This window comes from Arthrobacter sp. RAF14, assembly GCF_052114185.1.
In the GTDB taxonomy this organism is placed as follows: domain Bacteria; phylum Actinomycetota; class Actinomycetes; order Actinomycetales; family Micrococcaceae; genus Arthrobacter_E.
This window is the reverse complement of the sequence record NZ_JBFREG010000002.1, coordinates 492,770-513,829: the sequence shown is the minus strand read 5'-3', so window position 1 is coordinate 513,829 and position 21,060 is coordinate 492,770. Positions and strand designations below refer to the sequence as shown.

At 68.4% G+C, this 21,060-nt stretch carries 15 protein-coding genes; 9 read left to right on the top strand and 6 right to left on the bottom strand.

The window, feature by feature from the left end; genetic code table 11:
• Nucleotides 1–125 precede the first annotated feature (125 nt).
• The 3 genes from AB4Y75_RS09865 to cspE all read left to right on the top strand — a co-directional run bounded on the left by AB4Y75_RS09865 (nucleotide 126) and on the right by cspE (nucleotide 3,651).
• Nucleotides 126–2,054 (top strand): ABC transporter ATP-binding protein, encoded by a 1,929-nt coding sequence (locus tag AB4Y75_RS09865; RefSeq protein ID WP_441435782.1) that lies wholly within the window; start codon nucleotides 126–128, stop codon nucleotides 2,052–2,054.
• A 185-nt stretch (nucleotides 2,055–2,239) separates the two neighbouring features.
• Nucleotides 2,240–2,983 carry a copper homeostasis protein CutC gene (locus AB4Y75_RS09860; protein ID WP_441435686.1) on the top strand — a complete coding sequence of 248 codons (744 nt, stop codon included), beginning with the start codon at nucleotides 2,240–2,242 and terminating at the stop codon, nucleotides 2,981–2,983.
• Nucleotides 2,984–3,447: 464 nt separating this feature from the next.
• The gene (gene cspE / locus AB4Y75_RS09855) at nucleotides 3,448–3,651 is read left to right on the top strand and encodes a transcription antiterminator/RNA stability regulator CspE (protein ID WP_066214383.1); all 204 of its coding nucleotides are present in this window, start codon (nucleotides 3,448–3,450) and stop codon (nucleotides 3,649–3,651) included.
• Between the two features lie 257 nt (nucleotides 3,652–3,908).
• Here the strand turns inward: cspE and AB4Y75_RS09850 are convergent, their stop codons facing one another.
• Together AB4Y75_RS09850 and AB4Y75_RS09845 are read right to left on the bottom strand one after the other, a co-directional pair.
• Nucleotides 3,909–5,258, bottom strand: coding sequence for a UDP-glucose dehydrogenase family protein (locus AB4Y75_RS09850; protein ID WP_441435685.1), 1,350 nt, complete (start codon nucleotides 5,256–5,258; stop codon nucleotides 3,909–3,911).
• A gap of 17 nt (nucleotides 5,259–5,275) precedes the next feature.
• The gene (locus tag AB4Y75_RS09845; RefSeq protein WP_441435684.1) at nucleotides 5,276–6,565 is read right to left on the bottom strand and encodes a glycosyltransferase family 4 protein; all 1,290 of its coding nucleotides are present in this window, start codon (nucleotides 6,563–6,565) and stop codon (nucleotides 5,276–5,278) included.
• A 148-nt stretch (nucleotides 6,566–6,713) separates the two neighbouring features.
• On the opposite strand from AB4Y75_RS09845, the gene AB4Y75_RS09840 reads away from it, so the two are divergent.
• The 5 genes from AB4Y75_RS09840 to AB4Y75_RS09820 all read left to right on the top strand — a co-directional run bounded on the left by AB4Y75_RS09840 (nucleotide 6,714) and on the right by AB4Y75_RS09820 (nucleotide 14,297).
• Nucleotides 6,714–8,066 (top strand): cell division protein PerM, encoded by a 1,353-nt coding sequence (locus AB4Y75_RS09840; protein ID WP_441435683.1) that lies wholly within the window; start codon nucleotides 6,714–6,716, stop codon nucleotides 8,064–8,066.
• 132 nt (nucleotides 8,067–8,198) lie between these two features.
• Nucleotides 8,199–9,542 carry an alpha/beta hydrolase-fold protein gene (locus tag AB4Y75_RS09835; protein WP_441435682.1) on the top strand — a complete coding sequence of 448 codons (1,344 nt, stop codon included), beginning with the start codon at nucleotides 8,199–8,201 and terminating at the stop codon, nucleotides 9,540–9,542.
• Nucleotides 9,543–9,583: 41 nt separating this feature from the next.
• On the top strand, nucleotides 9,584–10,156 hold the full coding sequence (purN, locus tag AB4Y75_RS09830) for a phosphoribosylglycinamide formyltransferase (protein WP_441435681.1): 573 nt from the start codon (nucleotides 9,584–9,586) through the stop codon (nucleotides 10,154–10,156).
• Between the two features lie 87 nt (nucleotides 10,157–10,243).
• On the top strand, nucleotides 10,244–11,551 hold the full coding sequence (locus AB4Y75_RS09825) for an alpha/beta hydrolase (protein WP_441435680.1): 1,308 nt from the start codon (nucleotides 10,244–10,246) through the stop codon (nucleotides 11,549–11,551).
• 157 nt (nucleotides 11,552–11,708) lie between these two features.
• The gene (locus AB4Y75_RS09820; RefSeq protein WP_441435679.1) at nucleotides 11,709–14,297 is read left to right on the top strand and encodes a phosphatidylglycerol lysyltransferase domain-containing protein; all 2,589 of its coding nucleotides are present in this window, start codon (nucleotides 11,709–11,711) and stop codon (nucleotides 14,295–14,297) included.
• A 128-nt stretch (nucleotides 14,298–14,425) separates the two neighbouring features.
• Here the strand turns inward: AB4Y75_RS09820 and AB4Y75_RS09815 are convergent, their stop codons facing one another.
• Genes AB4Y75_RS09815 through AB4Y75_RS09800 form a run of 4 tightly spaced genes read right to left on the bottom strand, consistent with a single transcriptional unit; the run spans nucleotide 14,426 to nucleotide 19,040 of the window.
• Nucleotides 14,426–15,778: an MFS transporter gene (locus AB4Y75_RS09815; RefSeq protein WP_441435678.1), complete on the bottom strand. Its 1,353-nt coding sequence runs from the start codon at nucleotides 15,776–15,778 to the stop codon at nucleotides 14,426–14,428.
• A gap of 38 nt (nucleotides 15,779–15,816) precedes the next feature.
• A complete protein-coding gene (locus tag AB4Y75_RS09810) occupies nucleotides 15,817–17,028 on the bottom strand; it encodes a hypothetical protein (protein WP_441435677.1) in 1,212 nt (403 codons plus the stop codon).
• A gap of 13 nt (nucleotides 17,029–17,041) precedes the next feature.
• A complete protein-coding gene (gene murQ, locus AB4Y75_RS09805) occupies nucleotides 17,042–17,986 on the bottom strand; it encodes an N-acetylmuramic acid 6-phosphate etherase (RefSeq protein WP_441435676.1) in 945 nt (314 codons plus the stop codon).
• Nucleotides 17,970–19,040 carry an N-acetylglucosamine kinase gene (locus tag AB4Y75_RS09800; protein ID WP_441435675.1) on the bottom strand — a complete coding sequence of 357 codons (1,071 nt, stop codon included), beginning with the start codon at nucleotides 19,038–19,040 and terminating at the stop codon, nucleotides 17,970–17,972. Before AB4Y75_RS09800 ends, murQ begins: the two co-directional genes overlap by 17 nt.
• A 254-nt stretch (nucleotides 19,041–19,294) precedes the next feature.
• On the opposite strand from AB4Y75_RS09800, the gene purH reads away from it, so the two are divergent.
• Nucleotides 19,295–20,965 (top strand): bifunctional phosphoribosylaminoimidazolecarboxamide formyltransferase/IMP cyclohydrolase, encoded by a 1,671-nt coding sequence (purH, locus tag AB4Y75_RS09795; RefSeq protein ID WP_441435674.1) that lies wholly within the window; start codon nucleotides 19,295–19,297, stop codon nucleotides 20,963–20,965.
• Nucleotides 20,966–21,060: the final 95 nt, after the last annotated feature.

The following is a 21,060-nucleotide window of genomic DNA, read 5'->3' as shown; positions in this document are numbered from 1 at the left end:
CAGGTCGCGGCAAGCGCGGCAAGGGCGGAACCGAGCCGGAGGAGACGACGGCGGCTTCCGCAGTCGACGTCGCGGACGACGGCATCGAGGAGCAGGAGTATCAGCCCACCGAGGCCGACGGCGGCATGTTCGGCGATGTCCCGGCCAAGAAGGCGAAGAACTTCTGGCCGAGCGCCAAGCGTCTCTTCGGGCTCCTGAAGCCCGAGGCCGGTGGCGTCTGGTTCGTGGTGGTGCTGGTGATCATCTCGGTGGTCCTCAACGTGATCGCCCCCAAGGTGCTCGGCAAGGCGATGGACGTCATCTTCGCCGGTGTGGTCGGCAAGAATCTGCCGGCGGACGCCACCAAGGAGCAGGTGGTCCAGGGTCTCCGGGCGTCGGGCCAGAACAACTTCGCGGACATGGTGTCCAAGATGGACCTGGTCCCGGGCCAGGGCATCGACTTCCAGCAGCTGAGTTTCCTGATCGCCTCGGTCCTGCTCATGTACTTCGCGGCCAATCTGTTCCTCTGGGCTCAGGGTTACATTCTGAACCGGATCGTCATGAAGGTGGTGCGCCGACTGCGTGACGACACGGAGGCGAAGCTCAACCGCCTGCCGCTGAACTACTTCGACACCCGTCAGCGCGGCGACATCCTGTCGCGCGTGACGAACGACGTGGACAACGTGCAGCAGGGCCTCCAGCAGGCGTTCTCCCAGCTGGTCTCGTCCGTGCTGACGGTGCTCGGCATCGCGGTCATGATGTTCGTGGTCTCCTGGCAGCTCGCGCTGATCGCCCTGATCGCTCTGCCGCTGTCAGGCATCGCGGCCGGAGTCATCGGCAGCCGGAGCCAGAAGCTGTTCGCAGCGCAGTGGAAGAACACCGGTGAACTCAACGGCCAGATCGAGGAGTCCTTCTCCGGTCACGACCTGGTACGGATCTTCGGGCGCGAGCAGGACGTGCTCGACCGCTTCGAAGAGAAGAACGAGTCCCTGAACAAGGCGGCCTTCGGCGCCCAGTTCGTGTCCGGCATGATCTTCCCGGTCATGCAGTTCATCTCCTACCTGAGCTATGTGGGTATCGCCGTGGTGGGCGGCCTGCGGGTCGCCGCGGGTCAGATGTCGCTGGGTGACGCCACCGCGTTCATCCAGTACTCCCGCGAGTTCAGCCAGCCCCTGGGACAGATCGCCGGCATGGCGAACATGCTCCAGTCCGGGGTCGCGTCCGCGGAGCGCGTGTTCGAGTTCCTCGACGCCGACGAGCAGGACGAGGAGACCGCCACCGAGCACCTTCCCGCGAAGACCGACGGACACGTGGAGTTCCAGAACGTCACCTTCAGCTACACCGCGGACAAGCCGCTCATCGAGGATCTCTCGTTCACTGCCGAACCCGGCCACACCGTGGCGATCGTGGGTCCGACCGGCGCGGGCAAGACCACGCTGGTCAACCTGGTCATGCGGTTCTACGAGCTGAACTCGGGACGGATCACGCTGGACGGTGTGGACATCACGCACCTCAGCCGGGCTGAACTCCGGTCCAAGATCGGCATGGTGCTCCAGGATGCGTGGCTCTTCGGAGGCACCATCTACGAGAACATCCGCTACGGAAACCTGGATGCCACCGAGGAACAGATCATGGCCGCCGCGAAGGCCACCTTCGTGGACCGCTTCGTGAGGGCGCTCCCGGACGGCTACGAAACAGTGATCGACGAGGAGGGCAACAACGTCTCCGCGGGTGAGAAGCAGCTCATCACCATCGCCCGGGCTTTCGTCTCGGACCCGTCCCTGCTGATCCTCGACGAAGCCACCAGCTCCGTCGACACCCGGACCGAGCTGCTGCTGCAGAAGGCCATGGCTGCTCTGCGGACGGACCGGACCAGCTTCGTCATCGCGCACCGGCTCTCCACGATCCGGGATGCTGACACCATCCTGGTGATGGAGGACGGGCGGATCGTGGAGCAGGGCAACCACGCGCAGCTCCTCGCGAGCGAGGGTGCGTACTACCGCCTCTACATGTCGCAGTTCGCGGGAGGCGTGGAGGACGAGGAAGAGCCCGCAGCCGTCGGGGCCGGAGAGTGACCGTGCACTCGCGGAACCGCCCCGGCGACGTGCGGGTGGCATCGCTTCCATGACGCCGGGGTGTGGTCCGGGGCCGGAATTCCGGCCCCGCACCCGCTCGTTGATTCAGGCACCGGGAGCCCTCGGCGCAGAACCTCACGGCGCACGACCGCTGGGCCGCTGAACAGGAAATACAGGGGAAACGCATGTTGCTCGAAATCGCCGTCACCTCGTCCCGCGGGGTGGCGATCGCCGCCCAGGAGGGCGCGGATCGTGTCGAACTGACCACCGCACTGGAACTCGGTGGGCTGACCCCGTCGCAGGGCCTCATGGAGTCCGGCGTGGAAGCTGCCGGGGGAGCGGTCGAAGTCCACCCGCTCATCAGATGCCGGCCCGGCGATTTCCTCTACTCCGACGAGGAACTGAGTCTCATGGAACGAGAGGTCCGCTCTCTCATGAGTCAAGGTGCCCGGGGAGTCGTCCTCGGCGCCCTCACTCCTGGCGGAACGATCGACAGCCCGGCTCTGCTCCGCCTGTCCGCTGCCGCCCGGGAGGTGAATGCGGAGGCCGAGCTGACCCTGCACCGGGCCATCGACCAGGTGCAGGACGCCTGGCACGCCCTGGACACGGTGATGGAGCTGGGCTTCACCCGGGTGCTGTCCTCCGGCCAGCAGGCGACGGTTTCGGCAGGGCTGGGGCGGTTGCAGGAGATGCGCCGGCATGTTGAGGGCCGGATCCAGATCATGGCGGGCGGCGGCCTGGCCCTCTCGGACATTCCCGCCGTGCGCTCGGCCGGGCTCGACGCCGTCCACCTCTCCGCCAAGAAGGTCGTCTCGACCGCTCGCGGGGAGGCCGTCTCACTGGGCGCCGCGGACGGCGCAGACCCGACCGCCTATCTGGTGACCGATGCCGACGTCGTCCGGGCGGCCCGGCTCGCCCTCGGTGACTGAGCGGCAGTCTGAGGTCGCGCCCGAACACATGACGGATTATGACAGGATTTCCCGCCGCGCGTCACAATCTCCCGTTCGTTGACACTTCAATGCTTGAGGTCTCAAGTTTTCAGAGTGGAAGCCGCCTCGCTGAGACACGCGCGGCACCGGGGAAGCGTTTGAAACGGTCCGTCCTGATGCTCTGGTCTTCATCTCAGGGCGTCGAATGTCGCCAAATGTCGCGGTTTTGCCCCGACTCGCCGAAGAATCGTTGGACGTTTGCTGGTGACGAAGATTTTCACAAAACCCTATGGAAATCCGAGTCACCACCTGTAAACTAGACGAGTCGATGTGTTTGGCACTCAGCAGTTCAGGTAGTACCGTGGCGTCCTCGCCCATCTTTCTGAAGCATGGTTGAAGCATCCACTCGCCGGGTCTCATATACCGGGGATCCGTAAACCTTCAGTAAGGAAAGTAAGAAAGACATGGCAACAGGCAGCGTCAAGTGGTTCAACGCGGAAAAGGGCTTCGGCTTCATCGCACCTGAGGATGGTTCCCAGGATGTGTTCGCGCACTACTCCGCAATCAACAGCAACGGCTACCGTTCTCTCGAAGAGAACCAGCGCGTGTCGTTCGACATCGAGCAGGGCCCCAAGGGTCCGCAGGCTGTCAACATCACCGCTATCTGAGGTTCTCCGAATAGCCCGGTGTCGATGAACGGCAGGGCGATTCCAGAACGTTGAAGGGGCCGGTCGCAGCAGCGACCGGCCCCTTCGCCTGTCCGACGCCTGTCCGTCGGTTGCTGCCCGGCCGGAGGCCGGCCGGAAAAACGGAAACCACCGGAAACGCGGAAACAGTGGTGGGGAAACAGGAACGGTGAATCCGGCAGAGGAGTCTGTCCCGATCCGGGAACTGCGGCGGACCGGGACTTACGGCAGAACGGTGCTCAGGACAGAGCCCGGCTGACGGTTCCGGCGTGGGCCATCCGGGGGCGAACCCCGAGTCCGTGCACGGTCCACCCGGCCTTCGACCACTGATCCGCGTCGAGGGCGTTGCGGGTGTCCAGCAGCAGTCGACGGCGCACCACAGCGCCCGTGCGGACCGGATCGAGCGAACGGTACTCGTCCCATTCGGTCGCGAGGACCACCAGGTCGGCCCCCTCCAGAGCGGCCAAAGGGCTGAGTTCGAAGCGCAGCTGCGGGAACCGCAGCCAGGCGTTGTTGATGGCCCGTGGGTCGGTCACCGTGACATGTGCCCCGGCCTCCGCCAAGCGGACCGAGACATCCATGGCGGGGGAGTCCCTGATGTCGTCGGTGTCCGGCTTGAACGACGCACCGAGCACGGTGACCTGGCGTCCGGAGACGGAACCGCCCAGCAGCCGCTCCGCAGCATCGACACTCCGGACCCGCTGGGCCTGATTGATCCCATCCACCGTGCCCATCCAGTCTTCGAGGCTCGCGACGCCGAGGGTCCGGGCCTGAGTCCGCAGGCTCCGGATGTCCTTCGGGAGGCATCCACCGCCGAAGCCGAGTCCGGCGTGCAGGTACCGCGCACCGATCCGGGGATCCAGTCCCATGGCCGAGGCGAGTTCGACGACGTCGGCGCCCGCGGCGTCGCAGAGTTCCGCGATCGCGTTGATGAAGGAGAGCTTGGTGGCCAGATAGGCGTTCGAGGCCGACTTGATGAGCTCCGCCGTCGCATAGCTGCACACGAGCCGGGGCACGCCGGCGTCGAGCAGGGGAGCGTAGACCTCGTCGAGCGCCTCCACCGCGGCGTCGCCACGGGCGCCCGCCACGCCGTAGACCAGGCGATCCGGGATCAGCGAGTCCTTGACCGCGGTTCCCTGCCGGAGGAACTCGGGATTCCACGCGAGCACCAGTTCTTCGCCCTGAGCCACCAGGGCTTCCAGCATGTCGACCGTTCCGACGGGGACCGTCGACTTCCCGGCGAGCACCGAGCGTGCCGGTGCGTGCGCGACCACCTCGCGCGTGGCGGACAGCAGATAGCCCAGGTCCGCACCCTCCCCGGTCTTGGACTGAGGCGTCCCGACACAGAGGAAATGCACCTGGCTGTCCGCCACCTCGGAGAAATCCGAGGAGAAGGTCAGGGTGCCCAGGGACGTCCCGTGACGCAGCAGTTCCTCAAGGCCGGGTTCGTAGAACGGGGACTGCCCCCGGGAGAGCTGGCGGATCTTCGTCTGATCCGTGTCGATGCCGACCACTTCGTGACCCATCGACGCCAGAGTGGCGGCATGAACGGCTCCCAGGTACCCGCAGCCAATGACGGAGATCTTCATGTTCCGGCTCCTCTACTTCAGCGGTTCTTCTTGGATGGTTCGGAATGACGAGACGTCCCTGGACCCGAGGCCGTGTGAGCCCGCGGAGCGCGGAACGGCGTCGCGGGCTCCACCAGAGATCGCGCCCAGGAACGCACCGCGCCCTCCCGGGCGGCCGCGCGCACGGCGGGCGTCGGGGTGGGGATGCGCGGGACACCCAGTCCGATGGCGGCTTCGTAGTGCGTCACCAGCTGGCGGCCGATCGCCTCCCAGGTCCGTCCCTGCACACTCTGCAAGGCCGCGCGGGCGAAGGCGTGGCGCTTGACGTCATCGCCGAGCAGATCGGTGGCGTGGCGCCGGAGCTGCCCGAGATCGCCTGGCGCGTAGAGCCAGCCCGTCCGCGAGTTGTCCACGAGGTCGAGTGGACCGCCACGGCCAGTGGCCACCACGGGCACTCCGGACGCCATGGCCTCCTGGATGGTCTGACAGAAGGTCTCGAATTCGCCCGGATGGACGACGAGGTCGAAGGACGCGACCAGCCGGGCCAGATCCTCCCCACCCTGGAACCCGGTGAAGATGGCGCCCGGCAGCAGCTTCTCCAGGGAATCCCGCTGTGGACCCTCGCCGACGATCACCAGACGGGTCCCGGGCAGGTCAGCCAGGACCCGTAGGTCCTCGACCTGTTTCTCCACCGCGAGACGGCCCACGAAGCCGATGATGCGCTCACCGTGCGGTGCCACCGCGAGCCGCCACGCGTCGTCGCGCTTGGAGGGGTGGAAGCGCCGGGTGTCCACGCCGCGGCGCCACAGGTGCACGCGGGGGATGCCGCGTCCCTGCAACTGGTCCCGCGCGAAGCTGGACGGCGCCAAGGTGCGGGAGGACAGCAGGTGGATGTCCTCCACACGCTGCCAGGCCCAGTTCTCCAGAAAAGGCACCCCGTACCGCGCCGCGTACCCGGGGACCTCCGTCTGATACACCGCCACCGTCGGAATCCCCAGCTGCTGCGCGGCCTGCACGGCACGCCAGCCCAGCACGAACGGCGACGCGAGGTGAACCACATCGGGGGCGAAACCGGCAAGGATTCTCTTGACCCGGTTGACACCGCCCAGGGCCACGCGCACATTCGTGTAACCGGCCAGGGGCACCGCGGGCAGCCGGTGGACGGCCGCTCCGGAGACGTGCGAGGGCGACTCCTCCGCACCGGACGACGGGGCGATAACCAGGACGTCGTCGCCGCGCTCCTGCAGGTGATCCAGAACCCTCAGGATCGAGTGCGTCACACCGTTCATCAAGGGCAGGAAGGACTCTGCCACGATTGCGATCCTCACGCTTTCCACGGTGCGCGCCGCTCCTGACGACGGCGCATCCCTGAGCTGGCCGGAAGGGAAAGCTTGGGTTAACGGGCAGTCCAGGACCCGGCCGGCCGCCGCGGTGGCCTCACGCCCGCGCAGCCCGCGGCGTGGCAGGATGGAAGGGATGAAATTGCGTGCAGACCAGAGCGGAAACCGTGGCCTTCCCATGCCCTTGTGGCTGCAAGGCGGGCTCGAAGCCGCCCAGGCTGCGATCATCTCCGCGCTGCTCGTCCTGCTGCCGGTCCTCTGGGTGTGGGCCACGGGCGGTTTCGGTCCCACCGGCCCGGACTTCATGGCGCGTCTGGCCGGTCAGGCCTGGCTCCTCATCCACGGAGTTCCGCTCAGTGTGCACCTGTATGCGGGAACCACGAGTTCGCAGGATCTGGGCGGGCCCCTCACCCTGCTGCCCTGGGGTCTCGCGCTGATTCCCTTCGCGCTTTCCTGGCGGGCCGGGAAACGCCTGGCGCGCGCGTCCTATTCGGACCAGCTCTGGCAGGCGGCCCTCGGCGCGCTGCTGGTGTACGGTGCGTTCTCCTTCGCCACGGCCTTCGTCTGCGGAACGGTCGATGTGCGGATCAACCTGGTGCAGGCGGCGCTGATTCCGCTGCTGCCGGTCTTCCTGGGCCTGGTCCTCGGGGCGCGGCGTGAGTCCCGTTCGTGGTCGCGCCTGATCGGGGTGGAGGCGGTCGACTGGATCTCCCGGACCAGCCAGCATTCGCGCTGGGCGGGCTCCTATCTGTGGACGGTCGTGCGCGCCGGATTCCTGGCGGTGATGGCCGCCCTGTCGCTCGCCGCGCTCATGCTGGCCGTGACCCTGGTGGGGCACTGGGCCGATGTGGTCAGCGTCTACGAGGGCCTGGGAGGCGGGATCCCCGGCGGAGCGGCTCTGACCCTCGCGCAGCTGGGCTACCTCCCTCACCTGGTGGTGTACTCGCTGTCCTGGCTCAGCGGAGCAGGTATCACGCTCGGGGTGGGTTCCACGGCCGGCGCGCTCGGCACCGCAGTGGGCCCCGTTCCGGCCGTACCCGTCCTGGCCGCCCTGCCGAGCGGTGCCCTGCCCTTCGGTTTCGTGGCACTCCTGGTCCCCGTCGTGGCGGGAGTTCTCGCCGGCTGGTGGTTCCTGCGTGAAGGGGAGAACCACTTCGACGAGTGGCTGTCCATCCGGGTCAAGGCGCGCTGGTTCACGATGCCGGCGTCGACGCTCGTGCTGGCCGCCGCCGTCGGCGCGGTCACCGGGGCGGTCGCCCTCGTGCTCGCCTGGATGACCAGCGGCTCACTCGGCCTGGGCCGGCTCAGCCATCTGGGGGCTCCGGCGCTGCAGCTGGCCCTGTACCTCGGCTGCGAAGTGGCGATCGGCGTCGTGATCGGTCACTCGGTGGCGCCATGGCTGGAACGTGAGCAGCTGAGCGGGTACGACGACGACACCCCCTCCCGCCGGATGAGCGAGTCGTTCTCCGCGAGCAAGTCCGCGGACTGAGCGGGCGGCGCAAAGCCCCCGGCGGGCGCAGCACGAGTTCCTTCCGCGTGACCCCCAGGGAACTTTCAGGACACCAGGTGCACAATTCCTTGGGCGGACGTTCAGGCCGCCCTCGACGGAAAGGCCACCGGCATGGAATTTTTCAAACCGCTTCTCACTGCGGACATCCTCGGTGACGGCTTCCTGCTGGTGTGGTCGGTGCTCAGCGCCGGCGTCGTGCTCTACCTGCTGTTCAAGGAGTGGAACGTCCGCTGGTTTGTGAAGGCGCTCCTCGCCCTCGTGGTGGGGGCCGGGCTCGGATGGCTGGTGGCGTGGTGGCTGATCACGGTCCAGGATGCTTTCGGTGACGGCATCATCCTTCCGGTGTGGCTGTGGTCCGCCGCGGTGTTCGCCGGCCTGGCCCTGGCGGTGCTGAATCTCAGGCGCAGCCGCTGGTGGCGCAAGGCCGTGGCGGTGGCCGGTGTCCTGCTGTTCACCGCCACGGCGGCGTTCCAGATCAACGCTGCGTACGGGCTCAACCCGACCCTGGGCGCGCTGCTGAACATCAATACCGCCAAACCGCTGGAGTTCGCCGGAAAGGAACACTGGAAGAGCGAGAACCTCAAGCGACCCCTCTACGAGGAGTGGAAGGCCCCGGCGGATCTGCCTACCGTCGGGCAGATCGGCACCACCCCCCGGTACATCCCCGCCGCGCATTCCGGCTTCCCCGCCCGATGGTCTGCCCTGTACCTGCCGCCAGCCGCTCTGGTGAAGAACCCTCCGCGACTGCCTGTCATCATCTTCATGCTCGGACAGCCGGGCCATCCCGACGCGCGCCTCATGGGCTACGCAGTCAACGCGTATGCTGCTCAGCACCACGGACTGGGTCCGATTGTGGTCGGCGTGGATCAGCTGAGTGATCCGAATCTTGATCCCCTCTGCCTCGACACCGCCATGGGCAAAGTAGAGACGTACATGATGAAGGACGTCGTGCCGTGGATCAGGAACAATCTGCCGGTGCGCCAGGATCGGAAGGACTGGGCGATCGTCGGCTATTCCAACGGCGGATCCTGCGCGGCCTATTTCGGGTCGAAGTACCCGCAGGTGTTCGGCAGTTTCGCCGGTCTGGGCGCCGAGGCTTTCCAGGGCTCGGATCACAGCGCCGAAGTGCTCCACGACGTCTTCCACGGTGACCAGACCGCGTACAACAACGTCAAACCGATGAACATCATGGCGAAGCAGGCCCCGTACCGTGACACCCGGGCGATCTTCACCGTCGGCCAGAACGACGGCGTCTTCTTCCCTGCCGCTCAGGCCTACACCGCGGCGGCGAAGAAGGCCGGCATGGACACGTCGCTCTACATCGTCCCGCATGGCGACCACTCTCACACCGGGCTCGACGGCGGGATCGAGAAGACCCTGCAGTGGCTCTACCCGAGAATGGGTCTGGCCGCGCCGGGAACCGTGCCGTATGTGGCGAGCCTGACCCTGCCCTGAACCGATTCGGGGCGGCGATCCGCACTGGATACTCTTGGATCATGCGAATTGTGGTCTTGGTGTCCGGGAGCGGATCGAATCTTCAAGCCGTCATCGATGCGGTGGCACGGGGCGAGCTGGACCTGGAGATCGCGGCCGTCGGCTCCGACCGCCCCGACGCCTACGGCCTGATCCGCGCCCGCGAGGCCGGCATCCCGGCGTTCACGGTGAACTTCCGTGACTACGCGGACCGTGCGGAGTGGGACGCCGAGCTGACGCGCGTGGTGTCGTCCTACACACCGGACCTCGTGCTGTCCTCGGGCTTCATGCGGATCGTCTCCGCGGCGTTCATCGACACCTTCCAGGGCCGGTACCTCAACACCCATCCCGCCCTGCTGCCGGCCTTCCCCGGTGCGCATGGAGTCCGGGACGCGCTCGCGTACGGCGTGAAGGTCACCGGCTGCACCGTGCACTGGGCCGATGCCGGCGTCGACACGGGCCCCATCGTCGCGCAGGAAGCCATGACGATCCTCGACGGCGAGACGGAAGCCGATCTGCACGAACGGATCAAGGTCGTGGAACGTCGGCTGCTTGTCAGCACACTGTCAGCGATCGTTCAGCGCGGCTTGCTATAAATTACAGCGCGCGCCTCAGAACGCACCCATTGTTCTTGATGGGCCGACGCGCAGTCTGCGTCGGAACACAGTACTCGGGGAGTGGCCTTGGACTTCTGGAAGCATGTCCTGGACACGGTCATCATCGGACCGAAGTTCCTCCTCGCCTGGAGCGCGCTGAGCATCGTCTTCCTCCTGTATCTCGTGTTCAAACACCGCCGCGCCCGGTGGTTCCTCTACGCAGCCGGCGGGCTCCTGCTGGGCCTGGGGATCGGGCTCGGGCTGCTCTGGTACCTGCAGGACGTGGACAACACGTTCGGCGAGCCGTTCCTGAACGAGGTCTGGTTCTGGGCGCCTGCGGCATTCGCGGGCGTCCTCCTGGCCGTTCTCAACCTGAGGGGCGGCCGCTGGTGGCGCAGCGTGCTCGCGGGGGTGTCCGCCGTCGTCTTCCTGATCACCGCGGCGTTCCAGATCAATGCTGCCTACGGGCTCAACCCGACGCTCGCATCGCTCCTGGAGATCGACACCGCGAACGTGGTGCGTGTGGCTCCTGCGAGCGATTGGAACACGACTGACTCCACCGAGGCGCTCTACAAGCATTGGGTGGCGCCGGCGGGCATGCCGTCGGAGGGACAGCAGGGGAAGACCCCGGCTCCCATCCCGGCCGCGCACTCCCATTTCCCGGCCCGCTGGCCCGGTCTCTACCTGCCGCCGGCCGCTCTCGTGAAGAACCCGCCGCTCCTGCCGTTCGTCATCATGATGATGGGTCAGCCCGGTAGCCCGGATCCGGCGTCGATCGCGTCCGTGGCCAACGCTATGGCGGCCAAGCACCATGGCCTGGCACCCGTGATCCTGGTCGTGGACCAGCTAGGCGATCCGATGAAGGATCCGCTCTGCCTCAACACCTCCCGCGGGCAGGTGGAGACCTACATCATGAAGGACGTGGTGCCCTGGGCACGCGCCAATCTGCCGATCCAGAAGGACCGCAAGTACTGGACCTTCATGGGGTACTCCAACGGCGGGGTCTGCGCGGCGTACTTCGGCACCAAATACCCGAAGGACTTCGGCAGCTATGCCTCCATCTCGGGCGAGGAGTTCCAGGGCTCGGAGAAGGCCGGCTACACCCTGGCCACGGCTTTCAATGGAAACCAGGCGGCCTACAACGCGGTCAAGCCCCGCAACATCATGACGGCACACCGCCACTATCTGGACACGGTCGCGGTGTATACGGCGGGCAGTGAAGACCCGAAATACATCGTCGCAGCGAAGCGGTCCCTCGCGACCGCCACGTCCGTGGGCATCAAGGGCACCTTCCACATCGTGCCCGGGGCTGGGCACGTCTCCGGCGCCGTCGTCGGCGGCCTGACCGAGGCGTTCAACGTCCTCTACTCCCGATGGGGGCTTGCGGCGCCATGAATGCCCGCGGTCTCGTGAGCTATGAAGGATCCGCCCTGCGCGGGATCGACCCAACGGACAGGTTCAGACTGTGAACGATCAGACGACGCCAGGCGGCGACGGCCGGTACGCACCTCGCTCTGCGGAGCCCGGGGCGGATCAGTCAGACGCTGATCCCATGCTGGAAGTGTGCACGCAGGGAGCCGGGCATGCGTCCGAGCTCCTGACCCAGCCGCCCACCGGTCGGCTCCGGAACACCAAGGAATGGCTGGACGGTTTCTTCCGGCGCATTCCGTTCTCCTTCCTGATGGCCGCGGTGTTCCTCACCACGACCATCCTCACCTGGACCTCGTTCCACGGGGACATGAACGCCGTCCGCAACTCCTGGGGCCTGGGCGTGGACACCACCCTGGACGCCGGTAAGTGGTGGACGCCGCTGTCAGCCCTGCTCATTCCGCAGGACCTCACGGCCACCGTGGTGGGGATGCTGGGCGCCGTGCTCCTCCTCGGACTGGCCGAGCGGACTCTCGGGACACGGAAGGCGGCGCTCGCCTTCTTCGTCACCGGTCTGATCGCCGGCACCCTGGGTGTGCTCCTGCAGTGGCTCGGCACCCTGACCTGGGAGTGGTGGTCCACCGGCGCGTCCACGGCGATCACAGTGGATCCGCTGACCGGAGTGATCGGTGCCATCGCCGCGGCCACCGCTTCGATGGGCACCTTGTGGCGCCGCCGCATCCGCGTGGTGCTGTTCGCCTTCATGCTGATCTTCGTCCTGTACTCCGGGGATCCTGAAGACCTGTACCGCCTGGTGGCCGTGCTCATCGGTCTGCCGCTGGGCGTCCTTCTGGCCTCGCACAGCAAGCCGCTCGCGGTGAAGGTGCCGCACAGCTCCCACCGTGAGACGCGCACGCTCGTGGCCGCCGTCGTGCTGGTCACCGCGATCGGTCCCGTGGTGGCGTTCCTCGGCAGCACCGATCTCACGCCTTTCGCGTTCGGCTCGTATCTCTTCATGAACGACCCGATCGATCCCGCCACCCTCACCGCGGTCTGCCGCGGTGACATGCCCATCACCCGACAGTGCGTCCGTCAGCTGGCACGGCTGGGCTCTCAGGGCCCCGGGATGTTCGCGATGTCCTTCGTGCCGGTGGTGCTGCTGGGCCTGGCCGCCTGGGGCCTGTACCGCGGACGGCGGTTCGGCTGGTGGCTCGCCGTCTGCGTGAACTCGGCCATCCTGCTGTTCGCGCCGGGCTCCTTCGGCGTGGTGCGTGTGATCGCGCAGGCGGGTTCGCCGTCGCACCGGCCGTTCGACGCCTCCGAGCTCGTCATCTGGGTGGTCACGGCGGCGCTGGTCCCCGTGGGCTCCCTGGTCATGCTGATCGCCACCCGGAAGCACTTCGGCATCCGGGCCCCGCGCACGGCGGTGCGCCGCTTCTGGCTGGCGCTCGGCGTGAGCTTCGTGGTCCTGACCGTGGCCTACATCGTCTCCGCACTGGCCAACCTCGCGGCGATCGTGCCGCACACCAGCCCTCTGCAGATCATCCTGGAGGCCCCGCGCCGGTTCATCCCGCCCCATTTCGTGGGACGCACGACGCATGTGGTCATGCCGCGGCATTCGGCGGTCAGCTGGGCGTATCAGTGGTGTGGTCCCGCCTTCTGGGCGTTCTTCGTCGGGCTGGTGGTATGGCTTCTCTCACGCTCGCCCCGACTGGCCACAGCGCACGACGCCGACGCCTTCCGCGCGCTGCTGCGCCGCCACGGCGGTGGCTCCCTGGGGCACATGGGGACCTGGGAGGGCAACACCCCGTGGTTCACGAAGGACGGTGAGGGAGCCCTCCCGTACCGGGTGATCAACGGCAACGCGATCGCCCTCGGGGATCCGGTGTGCGCCCCGGAACGGGCCGGGGAGACCATCCGCGGATTCCTGGCGTTCTGCGACGAGCACAACTGGACCCCGGTCTTCTACTCGATCCACCCGCAGTACCTCCCGGCGCTCGAGGAGCTCGGCTGGCATCACATGTCCGTGGGGGAGGAGACCGTGGTGCACACGGCCGACTTCTCGATGAAGGGCAAGCACTGGCAGAGTGTCCGGACCGCGCTGAACAAGGCCGTCCGCGAAGGCAAGACCACCGTGTGGACCTCCTGGGCTGAGCTGCCGTTCGCCGCCACCACCGAGATCGCCGCGATCTCGGAGGCCTGGGTGGCGGAGAGCGACTTGCCCGAGATGGGCTTCACCCTGGGCGGCATGGACGAGCTCCGGGACCCGGAGGTCAGGCTCATGCTCGCCCTGGCCGAGGACGGACGGATCGAAGCGGTCACGTCCTGGATGCCCATGCACCAGGACGGCGAGATCATCGGGTGGACCCTCGACTTCATGCGGCGCTCGCAGGATTCGTTCAACGGGGTCATGGAGTTCCTGATCGCCTCGGCCGCCCTGCACATGCGTGACGAGGGATACCTCTACATGAGCCTCTCCGGAGCGCCCCTGGCCACCAAACCGGCCGCGGCGGGAGCCGAGGAACCGGAGGAACGTGCCGGGATGGACGCCTTCCTGGCGTGGCTGTCCCGGACCCTGGAGCCGGCGTACGGTTTCAGCTCCCTGTTCCGGTTCAAGGCCAAGTTCCACCCGGAATACGTGACGCTGTCCATGGCGTACCAGGACGTGCTGGCCCTGCCGGGCATCGGGGTGGCTCTGGGCAAGGCCTATCTGCCGGAGGTCTCCACCCGGGAGGCCGTGGCGCTCGCCAGGAGCCTGGGCCGCAAGGACTGAGCGCGGACGGCCGGGCCGGGCAACCGCGGCAGCCTCGTCCGGCCGGCCAGGCCGGCCGACCGCGGCGCCCGGGCCGGTCGCCGTCGTCGTGAAGCCGCCGTCGTCGTGAAGCCGCGGCCGTCGGCTCGCTAGCCCAGGCGCCGGGACGCGGTCTCCGGGGCGAAGCGGGCCATCGCGGCCACGGAGAGGACCACCAGCAGTGTGGGCGCCAGGAAGGTGTTCGCCAGGCCCCACTGCGGCCAGAAGTAGCCGGCGAACAGCAGCGGCCCGAAGCCGGCGCCGAGCCGGGAGATGGTGGACGCCCAGCCGAATCCGCTGGCCCGCAGCGACGTGGGGTACAGCTCGGAGACGTAGGTGTACAGCACGGGGATGGCGATCTGCACCACGAAGCCGAAGGCCAGGAGCCAGGCGACCGCCTGGACGGGGTCGCCGAGTGAGAACGACACCAGGACCAGCAGCAGGCCGGAGAGCGGGCCTGTGACGCCCAGGATCCAGCGGCGACCCACGCGTTCCACCAGCAGTGCGGCCACCAGCACGCCCAGCAGGCCCACGGCGGCCATCCCGGCCGTGGTGAGGAACGCCCGGAAGTCGGCGAATCCCGCGCCGATCAGGATCTTCGGCATCCAGGTGAGGGAGAGGTAATACACCAGCAGGATCGTCAGGAAGAGTGCCCAGGCGGTCGCGGTGATGCGCCAGTCGAACCGCCAGAGCGCCGCGAGCTGGTCCCAGACGCCCCGGGCCGTGAGCCGGGCGGGCGGCTGGGCCTCCGGCAAGGTGTAGGGGCGGGCCGGAGTGCCCGTGTCGCGCACCAGCTGGTCGATGACGGCCGCGGCTTCCCGGTTCCGGCCCTTGTTGACGAGGAAGAGCGGGGATTCCGGGACTCCGCGCCGGATCCAGAAGACGAGGAGCGCTGGAAGCACCATCACCAGCATGGTGAGCCGCCAATCGTGCCACAGGCCCACGAGCCAGGCAGAGATGACACCGCACAGTGCGGCGCCCAGGGGCCACCAGGCGTCCATCGCGGTCAGGACCCGGCCTCGGTGCCTGCTGGGCGTGAACTCACCCACCAGGGCGTAGTCGACCGGGATGCAGCCGCCCAGACCGAAGCCGGCCAGGAACCGGAAGGCGCAGAACCAGGCGAAGTCCGGTGCCAGAGCGCCGGCCACCGTGAAGAGGGAGAACATCAGCAGCGTGGCCGTGAAGGCCTTCTTGCGCCCGAGGGTGTCCGCGATGGTCCCCCAGAGGAACGCGCCCAGGGCCATGCCCACCAGATTCGCGGTGCCGACCCAGGCGGCGTCCGCCGGTCCGAGGCCCCACTCCTTGCCCACCAGGGGGATCAGGATCCCGTTGAGGGTGACGTCCCAGGCGTCGAACATGAAGCCCAGTCCGCCGATGAGGAAGATCTTCCCCTGCACGCGCCAGCGCCAGGGCAGTTCCTGGATGAGCAGGTCACCGCGGGGCACTCTGGAGTGGCTGTTCATGATCTCCTTCGGGGCTGGGCGTCACCGCGGCCCATCGCTCAGGAGCAGCGGCCGGAGTGGAGTCTTCTGGCGATGGCGTCGCTCTGGGGCGTCATCCGGTACTCCGGATGGCTGCTGCCTTCGAACGGCTGGAGATCATCGTACGACGCGCCGAGGAACAGCACGGCGTAGGAGTTGGTGACGGCCTCCACGGTCTTGCCGGCCGGGGCCGGTACGGGGGTCCCGCAGATCTGGGTGATCCGGTAATGCGAGAGCTCGTGTTTCATCACGCTGACCACCGCGGGGGAGTAGAAGACCTGGGAGGCTCCGGTGGTCTGCCGGTTGCCGTAGATCACGCGGGGCGCGCCCGTGCAGAAGGACGCCACGATGTCCGGGTCCGGGGCCTTGGTGGTCGGGCAGCTCTTCGTCAGCTGGGCGAAGTCCCAGTTCACCGTCAGCCCGAAGCTCCGCACCAGTTCCGTGGCGGCCGGGATGTAGGACCCTTCCGCGTCGGGGGCCGCGACGAAGCCGCGGGCCAGCGCCTCGAGCCGGGCGTTCTCCGCCTTCGGGGAAGCCGTTCCGGTGAAGGTGCGGGCCTTGCCGGTGGACGGATCCCTGAACTGGCCCTTGCGTCCGAGAGGAGCCTGGGCCAGATAGTTCTTCTCGAGCGTCCGGACCGTTCCCAGCACGGCGTTCAGGTCCCGTCTCAGGGCCGCCTGGTCGTCGCTGCTCCGCTCGCCCATCTTCTGGAGCGTGGTGAGCCGCTCGGCCAGGTCCGCCTGGAATTCGAGGACGTAGTTGCGGCCGGCAGGCGTGCCGGGCAGGAGGAAGCCGGGCTTGTCCGTCTTCCCGGCGAGGGCGTAGCGGTTGACGGTGTTCCGGATCTCGGCCACGGCGGCGCCGTATCCGGGCAGGTCCGCCATGACGAACCGGGGCGGAGCGGAGGCCTCCGGCGCTGACGTGAACGCGGGGCGCAGGACGGCCACGCCGACGGCGAGCACGCCCAGGACGGCCACGCCGACGGCGAGCACGCCCAGGACGCAGACCGCGATCAGGGCGATGAGGAGGCCGGCGCGGCCCTTCCTCGGCGCGGGCGGTGGGGTCTGAGGGTACGACGGCGCGTGGCCGACGGCCATCTGCCCGTACGCCGGAGGCGACGCGGCCACGGCGGGAGCCGGGCCGGGAGCGCTGCCGTCCGGCGCGGTGGCCGGAGAGTCCCCGAACGCCTGAAAGCCGTCCCTCGGGGACTCTCCCGTCGAAGAACCGTCCATCAGCGGCCGGCCCTCAGGAGGCCCGGTCCACGGCCTGGCGGAGCCGTCCGCCCGTGACCTCCAGCGCGGCCCGGCCCGCCTCCGCGTCGACCCCGGTCAGGATCATCAGAATGGCCAGCTTCACGGAACCACCGGCTGCGTCGAGTGCTCCGGAGGCCTCCTCCACCGAGCAGCCGGTGGCCTGCAGGACGGTGCGCTGGGAGCGTGCCCGGAGCTTCGCGTTGGTGGCCTGGAGATCCACCATCATGTTCCCGTAGGTCTTGCCGAGCTTGACCATGCTCAGGGTGCTGATCATGTTGACCACCAGCTTCTGGGCGGTGCCGGACTTCAGCCGGGTGGAACCGGCCACGAACTCGGGGCCCACCTCGACGTCGATCGCGACTTCCGCGGTCGCCCCGATCACCGAGTTCCTGTTGCAGGCCAGGCCCACCGTGAAGGCGCCCGCGGCCCGTGCGGCCGTCAGCGCGCCCACCACGTACGGGGTCCGGCCGGAGGCGGAGATGCCCACCACGGCGTCGCCCGGTCCGACCGAAAGGGAGGCCAGGTCCGCGGCGCCCGCCTCGGCGTCGTCCTCGGCGTTCTCCACGGCCTCGCGGATGGCGCGGGCGCCGCCCGCGATCACCCCCACCACCATGTCCGGATCCGTGCCATAGGTGGGAGGGCATTCGCTGGCGTCCAGGACACCCACGCGGCCGGCGGTCCCCGCGCCGATGTAGATCAGCCGTCCGCCCGCAGCGAGCTTGGCGTACACCCCGTCGACGGCGGCCGCCACCGAGTCCAGCTCGCGCTCCACCGCCGCCGCCACGAGAGCGTCCTGCCCGTTCATGGCCTTCACGAGTTCCGCCGTGGTCATGGTGTCGATGGAACTCAACTCCGGGTTGGCCGCCTCGGTGGAGAGGCCCTGCAGCTGGGCGCGGAGGTCGGCGAGGGAGTCCTGAGGCTCAGGCTGGCTGGTCACGGTAGATGTACCTTTCCTGGAGAAGATCCGGCTGGGTGGCGAGCGCGGCGCCGTCGAGGCCGGTGCCGAGCGCCGGGACGACGGCGGCCCCGATGCCCTTGAGTGCGGCGGTGAGGCGGGCCCGGAAGAGCGGGGATTCGCTCACCCCACCCAGGAGGGCGACGCGGCGTGAAGGATCCCCGGCATGGGTGGCGGGTCCGGACGCGAGGGCCCTTTCGACGGAGAGCGCCACCTGGTCGCAGGCACGGTCCACGATGCCCAGGGCGACGGTGTCCCCGGCCGCGGCGGCGTCGAGGACGCGAGGGGTGAAGGAGCCCATGGCGCGGTAGGGGTTGCTCACGGCGCCCAGCCAGCCGGGCAGTTCGAGCGCCGGGACGGGCAGGCCTTCGGGGTCGGAGAGCAGCGTGGCCGGTCCGCCGTCGAGCTCCTGGAGCACCGCGGAGAGTCCTTCCTGGCCCATCCAGCGGCCGCTGCCCCGGTCTCCGAGCAGCGGCCCCCAGCCGTCCGCGCGATGCAGGGTGCCTTCGTCGTCGAAGCGGAAGACCACGGCCCCGGTGCCGATGATCACGGCCGCGCCGGGGGAGGAGCCGAAGGCTCCCAGATGGGCGGCCGTGGCGTCGGAGATGACCGCGGCCGGGACGGAGAAGTGCCCGGCCAGACGGTGTGCCAGCTCGCGCGAGCCGGCCTCGTCGGAGGCGACCCCGGCGATCGCGGCGCCGATGGCACTCGGCCGGGGCAGCGGGGTGCCGTCGGCTTCGGAGATGCGCAGATGCGCCGAGCCGTCCGTGATCATGAGGAAGGCGTTGTTGACCCCCTCGGCCGTGGCGAGCCCGGGGAAGCCTTCCAGCACGGTGGAGGCGAGGACGGTGGAACCCTCCGCCGGGTCGCTGCGCAGTTCGAGGCGGCAGCTGCTCTTACCGATGTCGGCGATCAGCACGGGACCGGATTCCGGGGCCGGCTGGACCGAGAGGGCCGCGGAATCGGAGGGCAGATGCCCCGGCAGCCGGGCGGACGTGGGGTCCCGAGGATCGCTCTGGTCCGGTAAGGCTGTCATGCTCCACCACACTAGTGCCGCGGTGGGCCGGGGAACAGACCGTTCTCGATGATGACTCCTGTCTGAACAGGATTGAAAGGTCCTGATTTCCGCCGTTTTCAATCATTTCCGCGCGTGAGGACGGTCCTCGGGTCACGCGGTAGGGATGAACCGTCTCGCGCGATAAAATGGCCTCATCCCGCCAATCGATGTCGCCGTGCGTGGGCCCGTGCTGGCTGCGTACGCCGAATCCGTGCCACTTTGGAGTGCCATTCGTGTCCGTCACGCAGCTTGACCGTGTTCCCATCCGCCGGGCCCTGATCTCGGTCTATGACAAGACCGGTCTGGAGGACCTGGCCCGTGGCCTGCACGCCGCAGGGGTGGCGCTGGTCTCCACCGGCTCCACCGCCAAGAAGATCGCGGCCCTGGGCATCCCGGTCACCGAGGTGGAGCAGGTCACCGGCTCCCCGGAGATGCTGGACGGACGGGTCAAGACCCTCCACCCGCGCATCCACGGAGGCATCCTGGCGGACCGCCGCGTGCCCGCCCATATGGACACCCTGACGGAGATGGAGATCGAGACCTTCGATCTGGTGGTGGTCAACCTGTACCCCTTCGTCGAGACCGTCAAGTCCGGCGCCGCGCTGGACGAGGTGGTGGAGCAGATCGACATCGGAGGCCCCGCCATGGTGCGCTCCGCCGCGAAGAACCACGCCGCCGTCGCGATCGTGACGGACCCGGGCTTCTACCCGCAGGTGATCGCCGCCGCCACGGAAGGCGGCTTCAGCCTCAAACAGCGCCGCATCCTGGCCGCGCGCGCCTTCGCCCACACCGCCAGCTATGACAACGCGGTCGCCAGCTGGACCGCCACGCAGTTCCTGGATGAGGACGGCGACGGCGTCATCGACTGGCCCGCGTACGCCGGCGTCTCGCTGGAGCGCTCCGAGGTGCTCCGCTACGGCGAGAACCCCCATCAGCAGGCCGCGCTCTACGTGGACAAGGCCGCTCCGGCGGGCATCGCCCAGGCGGATCAGCTCCACGGCAAGGCCATGAGCTACAACAACTTCGTGGACGCCGACGCCGCGCTGCGCGCCGCCTTCGACTTCGCCGAGCCCGCCGTCGCCATCATCAAGCACGCCAACCCGTGCGGTGTGGCCGTGGCCACCCCGGGCGCCGAGGACCCGATCGCGGACGCCCACCGCAAGGCCCACGCCTGCGACCCGGTCTCCGCGTACGGCGGCGTCGTGGCCGCCAACCGCGCCGTGTCCAAGGGCATGGCCGAGACCCTGGCCGGGATCTTCACGGAGGTGGTCATCGCACCGTCCTTCGATCCGGAGGCCGTGGAGATCCTCTCCAAGAAGAAGAACATCCGGCTCCTGGCCCTGCCGGACGGCTACGGCCGCTACCCGGCCGAGCTGCGTCAGGTCTCCGGGGGCATGCTCGTCCAGATGTCCGATGTGATCGACGCCGACGGCGACGATCCGGCGAACTGGACCCTCGCCAGCGGTGAAGCCGCGGATGAGAAGACGCTCGCCGAGCTGGCCTTCGCCTGGCGCGCCGTCCGCGCCGCCAAGTCCAACGCCATCCTGCTCGCCAAGGACGGCGGCACGGTGGGCATCGGCATGGGACAGGTCAATCGTGTGGACTCCTGCCGTCTGGCCGTGGAACGCGCCAACACGCTCGGTGTGGCCGTCGAGTCCGGGGTGGACGCCGCGGGCGGAGCCTCCAACGTCTCCGCGGCCGGCGCCCCTGAGCGCGCCCGTGGCGCCGTGGCGGCCTCCGACGCCTTCTTCCCGTTCGCCGACGGTCTCCAGATCCTGCTGGGCGCCGGTGTCCGCGCCGTCGTGCAGCCCGGCGGCTCCGTGCGCGATGAAGAGGTCATCGAAGCCGCTCAGGCGGCCGGCGTGACCATGTACTTCACCGGTTCGCGCCACTTCTTCCACTGACGGCGAGAGGACGACGGCGGCCGCGTGCCGCCGTCGTCCTCCCCACCAGTGCTCGACCCGGCTCTCCGCAGGCCAGCTAGTACGCTGGGAGAGCC

Coding starts and splice junctions, on each gene's coding strand:
- purN (WP_441435681.1), top strand. CDS start 9,584: ATGCGAATTGTGGTCTTGGTGTCCGGGAGCGGATCGAATCTTCAAGCC.
- AB4Y75_RS09800 (WP_441435675.1), bottom strand. CDS start 19,040: ATGACAGCCTTACCGGACCAGAGCGATCCTCGGGACCCCACGTCCGCC.
- AB4Y75_RS09840 (WP_441435683.1), top strand. CDS start 6,714: ATGAAATTGCGTGCAGACCAGAGCGGAAACCGTGGCCTTCCCATGCCC.
- AB4Y75_RS09820 (WP_441435679.1), top strand. CDS start 11,709: ATGCTGGAAGTGTGCACGCAGGGAGCCGGGCATGCGTCCGAGCTCCTG.
- AB4Y75_RS09835 (WP_441435682.1), top strand. CDS start 8,199: ATGGAATTTTTCAAACCGCTTCTCACTGCGGACATCCTCGGTGACGGC.
- AB4Y75_RS09810 (WP_441435677.1), bottom strand. CDS start 17,028: ATGGACGGTTCTTCGACGGGAGAGTCCCCGAGGGACGGCTTTCAGGCG.
- cspE (WP_066214383.1), top strand. CDS start 3,448: ATGGCAACAGGCAGCGTCAAGTGGTTCAACGCGGAAAAGGGCTTCGGC.
- AB4Y75_RS09865 (WP_441435782.1), top strand. CDS start 126: ATGTTCGGCGATGTCCCGGCCAAGAAGGCGAAGAACTTCTGGCCGAGC.
- AB4Y75_RS09860 (WP_441435686.1), top strand. CDS start 2,240: ATGTTGCTCGAAATCGCCGTCACCTCGTCCCGCGGGGTGGCGATCGCC.
- AB4Y75_RS09850 (WP_441435685.1), bottom strand. CDS start 5,258: ATGAAGATCTCCGTCATTGGCTGCGGGTACCTGGGAGCCGTTCATGCC.
- AB4Y75_RS09815 (WP_441435678.1), bottom strand. CDS start 15,778: ATGAACAGCCACTCCAGAGTGCCCCGCGGTGACCTGCTCATCCAGGAA.